This is a genomic window from Aeromonas sp. HMWF016 (assembly GCF_963878195.1).
Taxonomy (GTDB): Bacteria; Pseudomonadota; Gammaproteobacteria; order Enterobacterales; family Aeromonadaceae; genus Aeromonas; species Aeromonas lacus.
The window spans coordinates 22814-29196 of record NZ_CAWNWX010000108.1 but is presented as its reverse complement, the minus strand read 5'-3'; the positions used below and the strand labels follow the sequence as shown (position 1 = coordinate 29196).

The window sequence follows — 6383 nt, the reverse complement described above, 5'->3', positions numbered from 1 at the left end:
ATCCTCTACCAGCGAAATCCAGAAGATGATCACCGAACTGCAAAACAGCTCCGGCGAAGCAGAGCAGGCGATGGAGAAGGGCTGCCTGCTGGCGGACAGCTGCCAACAGAAGGCATCGGCTACCGGCGCCATCCTGCAGCAAATCAACAGCATGCTGCAGCAGGTTGCCTCCGGCAGCAGCCAGATTGCCCACGCAGTACAGGAGCAATCCCACGTCACCGCCGAGATCAACCGCAACGTGCTCAGCATCAAAACCCTGGCCGATGACTCCAGCGTCGGCAGCCAGCACGCCGTCCACGGCATCACCCAGCTGGTGACCCAGCTGAGCGACCTCAACCGTCTGGTACGCCAGTTCCAGAAAGGGGCTCCGGCAACCCAGAGCCGCTACGAGATGCCAGCCGCCCGCGTGGTGCCGGTTCGCTAAGCCAGATACAGACAAGCAATCAGCGCAGAAAAACCACATGGGCCCTTGGGCCCATGTGGTTTTTTAATGCCTGCCAACAAAAGGGCGACACTCCCGCTTTCGCCTTCCAATTTTCCCTTGCCTTGATAGACCACAGCTGTTGAGCGCCGCCATCACCATCCAATGTTTATTAATTTATTGATCCTGCTCAGAAAGTTACCATATCCCTCTTCCTTACAAAGCTCCATTCGGTAACATATCCGCTTGGCAACCTCTCGCAGGAGTCAGCCATGAGCCAGACCAGCACCATATCGCAGGGAAAAAACAGCAGACTGGAGGCTGAAATTCAGGGGCGGTAGCGTTGTTTGATGAAACGGATAAGCTTGTGATGGAGTCATGTACCTCCTCGATATTTCAACATTCATGTTCTTATTATTAATTAATAAGGAAGGATAAAATAATGGCTATTAACAATGAAAAAGATTTAGGAAAAGCTCTTAACGAAGATCAAGATACCATTGAGATAGAAGGCAGCTTAAAAGATAAAGTAATAAAAATTAAAGCAACTGGTAAAGTTGCGTGGGTTGTTGCAATCGGAGCAATAGGAGTTGCTGTAGTTGCGATTCTTTACCCCGTACCAGAACCGGCAACTCAAGCAGGCGCAAAAGGTATCGCCGCATTAACAGGAGGAGCCGCCGTCGGGATCTTAGGTGCTGGAACAGCTATGAGCGCGATAGCTATCTCTGTTGCGTCTGGAGGTGTTGCCGCGCTTAACAAACTCAGAGGTTATAAAATAATTAGCAATTCAGGTGACAAACTCGTTCTAAAGAAAAACTAAAAATAGTACCACTAGGCAGTAAATCACCATAGCTTTGCTTTGGAGTTATGCAAAGAGTTTAATTACTCATCATCAGCAAGAGTCATTTAATGCCAAAAAACAAAATTTCTAGTGTTCCTAGATTTCACTATGACATATGGAAAGGGCCATCATTATGATATTAGAAAACCATAAATCAATTTCTTATGTTGAAAACAATAATGCTTCACGTGGGTATTCTAAACTTGCTATCGACTTTGGCATGGCCGCTGATGCATTAATTGAAAAATACCGTATTTCAGGGGTTGGAAACTAGATTGCTCCAGTTGCCCACATATCGAGACAAGTTATTGAACTACATTTAAAAGCATTAATGCATTCAATAAATACTTTTGATAAAACCTTTGATACTGCACCTCTTAATAGCCATAGTCTTGAAACGATATGGTTAGCTTGCAAAGATTGGCTCATCATCGGTAATGGTTACAAGCTTAATGATGATGCTCGCCTTGAAATGACAAACAATATCATTACTGCATATCATGAAATTGATCCTTCGGGAGACCTATTTCGCTTTGGCATATCTAGAAAAGTCGCGTTCAATAAGCAAAAGAGCTCTGACCGTGTAGGTATATCTTTAGATGATTTTGAAAATGAGCTCAAATCGGCACAATCCCTTCTTCGTCACTGGGAGGCAGTAGTATTTAGAGAGAGGGTTAATATTGAAATGGGTTTGGAGAATGACCCATATTTTTTTCAGAAAACTTCTCAAGAAACTCGTAATCCCCACATTTCAGCCACCCAAACATTAATAATCAGGGGCAGTAACGTGTTTTTTGTAGGTTGGCGAAGAGTGTAGTGAAGCCTAACAGACGAGCATTTTCACGCCAGCAAATTAAGGGCTCAAATGGATTTCACTGCTCGATAATGACAAATTTTCAGATATGTTTCGCGGTAAAATGTTGGCGTCACTTAGTTCAGCACCAATATACTGACTTTTAGCCAAACATACGAGATGCCGTCAAATTGGTGGGTGTCCTAGATTTCCTATATTTATTTTACTGATTGGAGAGGGAAAATGGGGAAAAAAGAGACCTCAAAAGGTGAAGTTGTAGCTCACATTGTTAGATCTGAATCTGTAATTAGCCTAGGTAAAGAATATGCAGAGCTGGGCATAGACGCAGCTTTAGAGTCAGGAGCACTTAAAGAAATTCCTTTTGTCAGCACAGTCGTAAGCATGTGCAATAGTATCAGCATGGTTAAAGATCATATATTTGCAACCAAGCTAATTAAATTTATTGATCAGTTATCAGACATACCACTGCACGATAGAATGATAATGATTGATAAGTTAAACGAAGATGATAAGTTCGCCGGAAAAGTAGGCACTGCACTAATTGAAATTCTCGATCGCATGGAAAGTGAAGCAAAGCCAGAATTAGCAGCAAAGTGTTTTGCTGCTTACGCCAAAGAAATTATTAACTATAGTCAACTTCGTCACATGCTTCATGCACTTGAGAGAATACCAACATTTGAAATCAATGGAATTGCACTATTTTCTCAATCAACGATAAGAGAATCACTCAACATGGAAGAGTCGACTCTATTGGCGTATGTAAATGCGGGATTAGGTGTTAATAATGGTGGTTTAGATGGAGGTGTAATAATTCCAACAGAGCTTTGTCGCTTATTTATAAGCAGCGGAATTATTCCAGCCCGTAGGTTCGAATAGCGCAGCGTATTCGGACAATCGCGAATAACCCCGCCGCGATATAAGCAAGGATCGGAAGATCCTCTTGCGGGGTTGCTATCGGCTGCCTTGGAGTAACTCAAGGCTCGCTGGCACCACTATAAGCTGGATTTATGGGTTTTACGATAATGACCCAACTTTTGCTTATAGTGGCTGCCGCCAGCCCATCAGCGCCTGTGGTAGCCAACTGGCCGGCCGCCGGGCGCTTGTTATAGGTTCTTCCGATCCAACTACAGGTAGTTCCCCTGCCGCAGGGCGGTCAGCAGCTCATCCACCAGCGCAGCGACCGGCTTGCCGGCGTTGAGCAGATGGATTTCCGGCTGCTCGGGCGCCTCATAGGCGGAGTCGATACCGGTAAAATTGCGGATCTCCCCTGCCCGCGCCTTTTTATAGAGCCCCTTGGGGTCGCGCTCTTCACAGACGGCGAGCGGTGCATCGACAAAGACCTCGACAAACTCCCCTTCACCCAAGAGACTGCGCACCAGCGCCCGCTCGGCACGAAACGGCGAGATAAAGGCGGTGAGCACAATCAGCCCCGCATCCACCATCAGCTTTGCCACCTCGCCGACCCGGCGGATATTCTCCTGCCGCGCGGCATCATCGAAACCGAGATCACCGCACAGGCCGTGGCGCACATTGTCGCCATCCAGCAGATAGGTGTGCTTGCCCTCGGCGGCCAGCGCCTGCTCCAGCGCCCCCGCCAGAGTCGATTTGCCTGCCCCCGACAACCCGGTAAACCAGATCACCAGCGGTCGTTGCCCCTTGGCCTCGGCCCGGCTTGCCTTGTTCACCGCATGCGGGTGCCACACAACGTTATTCATCCAGACTCCTTCTTTTCGGCGCAATCCAGCCCCTCACCCTGGCCCTCTCCCAAAGGGAGAGGGAACACTCCCTGCCCCCTCTTTTCCTCAGCGACAGGAGGGGTGGGGATAACGGGGGACGCTCATCATCCAGCCCTCTCCCGCAGGGAGGGAGAACGACGAGCTATTGCTTGTCGCTGTCGCTGCCGATGGCCAGCGCTTGCCAGTGGGGGAAGTGCTTGCGTACCAGCGCGTTGAGCTCGATTTCAAACTCGCTGTAGTGGCCTTTGGCTGCTTTGGCGGCCAAGCCTTCCACTATCATGCCGGCGCCGACGGTGACGTTGGTCAGCCGGTCGATCAGGATAAAGCTGCCGGTATCGCGGATCTCCTGATACGGGTCGAACGCCACCGGGTCGGTGAGGCTCAGCTCGCACAGGCCGATCTCGTTGAGCTTGAGCTCGCTTGCGGGCAGTTCGTCCAGCTTGTTGATCTCGATACGGTGGCGGATAGCCTCCACCTGACCGCGACTCTTCTTGGTGGCCAGTTTGACGTCATAGACCCGGCCCGGTTGCAGGGACTCCTCCCCCATCCAGACGATATGGGCCAGCAGGTTCTGGGTCACTTGCGGACGGTTGGCGGCATCCACCAGCAGGTCGCCGCGGCTGATGTCGATCTCGTCGGCGAAGGTGACCGTGATGGCCTGACCCGGCAGGGCGTACTCCAGATCCCCGTCGAAGGTGACGATGCGGGTCACTGTGCTCTCCTTGCCCGACGGCAGCACCGCCAGCTTGTCGCCCACCCGCAAGATGCCGGAGGCGAGCGTGCCCGCGAAGCCGCGAAAATCGAGGTTGGGGCGGTTCACATACTGCACCGGCAGGCGCACCGGATGGCGTTCCAGCTCGCGCTCTACCTCAGCAGTTTCAAGCAGGGAGAGCAGGGTCTCGCCCTGATACCAGGCCAGCTTGTCGCTTTGGTTGACCACGTTGTCGCCGTCCAGCGCCGAGACAGGCACGATATGGATGGTGTCGACGCTGAGCTTTTTGGCAAACTCGCGGTAATCGGCGCTGATGCGCTCGAACACCTCCTGACTGAACTCCACCAGATCCATCTTGTTGACCGCCACCACGAACTGCTTGATGCCGAGCAGGCTCGCAATAAAGCTGTGGCGGCGGGTCTGATCCAGCACGCCTTTGCGGGCGTCGATCAGGATGATGGCCAGATCGCAGGTGGAGGCGCCGGTGGCCATGTTGCGGGTGTACTGCTCGTGGCCCGGGGTATCCGAGATGATAAATTTGCGCTTGGCGGTGGAGAAATAGCGGTAGGCCACGTCGATGGTAATGCCCTGCTCGCGCTCCGCTTGCAGGCCGTCGACCAGCAGCGCCAGGTCCAGCTTCTCGCCGGTGGTGCCGAGCTTCTGGCTGTCGGACTCCAGCGCTTTGAGCTGATCTTCATAAATCTGCTGGGAGTCGTGCAACAGGCGGCCGATGAGCGTGCTCTTGCCGTCATCCACGCTGCCGCAGGTGAGAAAACGCAGCAGACTCTTGTGCTGCTGGGCGTGCAGATAGGCTTCAATGCCCTGTTCGGTGATGGCGGTCTGAATATGGCTGTTCATGCTGACGACTCCTTAGAAATAACCCTGACGCTTCTTCTGCTCCATGGAGCCGGCCTGATCGTGGTCGATGAGCCGCCCTTGCCGCTCGCTCGAGGTGGTGAGCAGCATCTCTTCAATAATTTCCGGCAAGGTGGTGGCAGCGGATTCGATGGCCCCGGTCAGCGGGTAGCAGCCGAGGGTGCGGAAGCGCACCAGCTCCTGCTTCACCTCATCCTCGGCGGTGAGCGGCATGCGATCGTCATCCACCATGATCTTGATGCCGTTGCGCTCCACCACCGGGCGATGGGCCGCGAAGTAGAGCGGCACTATGTCGATGTTCTCGAGATAGATGTATTGCCAGATATCCAGCTCGGTCCAGTTGGAGAGCGGGAACACCCGGATGCTCTCCCCCTTGTTGACCTGACTGTTGTAGACGCGCCACAGCTCGGGGCGCTGGTTCTTCGGATCCCAGCGGTGAGACTTGTCACGGAAGGAGTAGACCCGCTCCTTGGCACGGGACTTCTCCTCGTCGCGGCGAGCGCCACCGAAGGCGGCGTCGAAGCCGTATTTGTTGAGCGCCTGCTTGAGCCCCTCGGTCTTCATGATGTCGGTGTGCTTGCCGCTGCCGTGTACGAAGGGGTTGATGCCCATGGCGAGGCCATCCGGGTTCTTGTGGACGATAAGGTCCAGCCCGTACTTCTTGGCGGTCTCGTCGCGGAAGGTGATCATCTCCTTGAACTTCCAGTCGGTGTCGACGTGGAGCAAGGGGAAGGGGATCTTGCCCGGATAGAAGGCCTTGCGGGCCAGATGCAGCATGACGGAGGAGTCCTTGCCGATGGAGTACATCATCACCGGGTTTTCAAATTCGGCAGCCACCTCGCGGATGATATGGATGCTCTCGGCTTCCAGCTGCTGCAAATGGGTAAGTCTTTCACGGTCCATGTTGGTCCTCGGGTCATTGCTAACGCGCATGGTCAGGGCGCTGGGTGGTTCAGTGCGCGGCCGCACCGGCAGCCGCATCA

Annotated in this window: 6 protein-coding genes and 1 pseudogene; 4 read left to right on the top strand and 3 right to left on the bottom strand. The window is 52.9% G+C overall.

Annotation, left to right across the window (positions count from 1 at the left end; genetic code table 11):
- The 4 genes and pseudogenes from AACS24_RS18180 to AACS24_RS18165 form a co-directional block, all read left to right on the top strand.
- A pseudogene (locus tag AACS24_RS18180) lies at positions 1–424 on the top strand (methyl-accepting chemotaxis protein); the annotation flags it as partial.
- 439 nt (positions 425–863) lie between these two features.
- Positions 864–1241: a hypothetical protein gene (locus AACS24_RS18175; RefSeq protein ID WP_108571552.1), complete on the top strand. Its 378-nt coding sequence runs from the start codon at positions 864–866 to the stop codon at positions 1239–1241.
- A gap of 352 nt (positions 1242–1593) precedes the next feature.
- Positions 1594–2079 (top strand): hypothetical protein, encoded by a 486-nt coding sequence (locus tag AACS24_RS18170; protein WP_146181429.1) that lies wholly within the window; start codon positions 1594–1596, stop codon positions 2077–2079.
- 219 nt (positions 2080–2298) lie between these two features.
- Positions 2299–2952: a hypothetical protein gene (locus tag AACS24_RS18165; protein ID WP_108571551.1), complete on the top strand. Its 654-nt coding sequence runs from the start codon at positions 2299–2301 to the stop codon at positions 2950–2952.
- Positions 2953–3200: 248 nt separating this feature from the next.
- Here the strand turns inward: AACS24_RS18165 and cysC are convergent, their stop codons facing one another.
- The 3 genes from cysC to cysD form a co-directional block, all read right to left on the bottom strand.
- A complete protein-coding gene (cysC, locus tag AACS24_RS18160; RefSeq protein WP_041210244.1) occupies positions 3201–3791 on the bottom strand; it encodes an adenylyl-sulfate kinase in 591 nt (196 codons plus the stop codon).
- 163 nt (positions 3792–3954) lie between these two features.
- On the bottom strand, positions 3955–5382 hold the full coding sequence (gene cysN, locus AACS24_RS18155; protein ID WP_108571550.1) for a sulfate adenylyltransferase subunit CysN: 1428 nt from the start codon (positions 5380–5382) through the stop codon (positions 3955–3957).
- 12 nt (positions 5383–5394) lie between these two features.
- On the bottom strand, positions 5395–6333 hold the full coding sequence (gene cysD / locus AACS24_RS18150; RefSeq protein ID WP_108571560.1) for a sulfate adenylyltransferase subunit CysD: 939 nt from the start codon (positions 6331–6333) through the stop codon (positions 5395–5397).
- Between the last annotated feature and the right edge of the window lie 50 nt (positions 6334–6383).